Origin of the sequence: Mesorhizobium sp. M2A.F.Ca.ET.037.01.1.1 (assembly GCF_003998075.1) — a bacterium.
In the GTDB taxonomy this organism is placed as follows: Bacteria; Pseudomonadota; Alphaproteobacteria; order Rhizobiales; family Rhizobiaceae; genus Mesorhizobium.
On the sequence record NZ_RZSA01001161.1, the window covers coordinates 1 to 1,865 of the forward strand.

Annotated in this window: 2 protein-coding genes; both read left to right on the forward strand. The window is 64.6% G+C overall.

The features are described 5' to 3' along the window. The first annotated feature begins 11 nt into the window (after positions 1-11). Entirely contained in the window at positions 12-1,355 is a 1,344-nt protein-coding gene (locus tag EOA27_RS34620) for a glutamate--cysteine ligase (RefSeq protein WP_127258524.1), read from the forward strand. A 101-nt stretch (positions 1,356-1,456) separates the two neighbouring features. Further along, positions 1,457-1,865, forward strand: a 409-nt coding sequence (locus EOA27_RS34625; RefSeq protein ID WP_127258522.1) for a DUF937 domain-containing protein, incomplete at its 3' end; no start/stop codon positions are given.

A 1,865-nucleotide genomic window follows, 5' to 3' on the forward strand; every position in this document is an offset into this window, starting at 1 on the left:
ATACCCAGCCCATCGAAGGAACCGACGAACTGGTCGGCTATCTGGCCGCCGGCAACAAGCCGCGCGACAAATGGCGCATTGGCACCGAGCACGAGAAATTCCCCTTCTATGTCGACGGCCACGCGCCGGTGCCCTATGGCGGCGAGCGCGGCATCCGCGCCATCCTGGAAGGCATGCAGCAAAAGCTTGGTTGGGACCCGATCATGGATGCCGGCCGTATCATCGGCCTGGTCGAGCCGACCGGCCAGGGCGCGATCTCGCTGGAGCCAGGCGGCCAATTCGAGCTTTCCGGCGCGCCGCTGGAATCGATCCACCAGACCTGTCGCGAGGGCAACGCGCATCTGGCGCAGGTGCGCGAGATCGCCGAGCCGCTCGGCATCCGCTTCCTCGGCCTTGGCGGCAGCCCGAAATGGTCGTTGGCCGACACGCCGAAAATGCCGAAATCGCGCTACGAGATCATGACGCGCTACATGCCGAAGGTCGGCACCAAGGGCCTCGACATGATGTACCGCACCTGCACGATCCAGGTTAACCTCGACTTCGAGAGCGAGACCGACATGCGCCGCAAGATGCAGGTGTCGCTGAAGCTGCAGCCGCTGTCGACGGCGCTGTTTGCCAACTCGCCCTTCACCGAGAGCCGGCCGAACGGGCTGCAGAGCTGGCGCGGCGACATCTGGCGCGACACCGACAACCAGCGTTCCGGCATGCTTGAATTCTGCTTCTCGCCCGATTTCGGCTTTGCCGACTATGTCGAATGGGCGCTCGACGTGCCGATGTATTTCGTCATCCGCGACGGCCAGTATCACGACATGACGCGCTACACCTTCCGCCAGTTCATGGCGGGTGCGGCGCGCAATGAAATCCCCGACGGCCTGCCGACCATGGGCGACTGGGCGAACCATCTCTCTACCTTGTTCCCCGACGTGCGGCTGAAGCGTTTCCTCGAAATGCGCGGCGCCGATGGCGGCCCGTGGCGTCGCATCTGCGCCCTGCCCGCCTTCTGGGTCGGGCTGCTCTATGACGAGCAGGCGCTGGACGCCGTCGAGGCGCTGACCGCAAGCTGGACCTATCGGGAAGCGCTGGCGATGCGCAATGCCGTGCCGGAGCTTGGCATCGCGGCGCCGTTCCGCAACGCCACCTTGCGCGACGTCGCCCGCGACGTGCTCGCCATCTCGCGCATGGGCCTGAAGAACCGCGGCAAGAAGAACCGCGACGGTTATGACGAGACGTCGTTCCTCAACACGCTGGACGAGGTCGTCTCGCGCGGCACCACCAGCGCCGAGGAGATGCTGTCGGCCTACCACACGCGCTGGGGCGGCTCGATCGAGCCGGTGTTCATGGAATATGCCTATTAACTGTCCGGTGTACGCCGAGCGGTTGGGCAGCAAAAGCCGCTTCAATCGGTGATGGAAACGAACTAGGCTCTCCGACGAGGATATTGTCGGAGGAGAACCCAATGCCTTCCCTGTTCGACATTTTTGCCCAAGCCCAGAATGGCGCCGGCATGCAGGCGCTGGCCCAGCAATATGGGCTTTCGATGCAGCAGACGCAGGCCGCGGTCCAGGCGCTGCTGCCCGCCTTCTCACAGGGGCTCCAGCGCTACACCGCCGATCCCTACGGGATGGGCGCCTTCATGACGGCGATGGCGAGTGGGCAGCACGCCAAATATTTCGAGGACGCGACAAGAGCCTTTTCGCCGCAAGGCATCGATGAGGGCAACGGCATTCTCGGCCATCTGTTCGGCTCGAAGGACCTGTCGCGCGCCGTGGCGAACCAGGCCGCGCAGGCGACGGGGCTCAGCCAGCAGGTGTTGCAGCAGATGCTGCCGGCCATGGCCTCGATGATGATGGGCGGGCTGTTCAAGC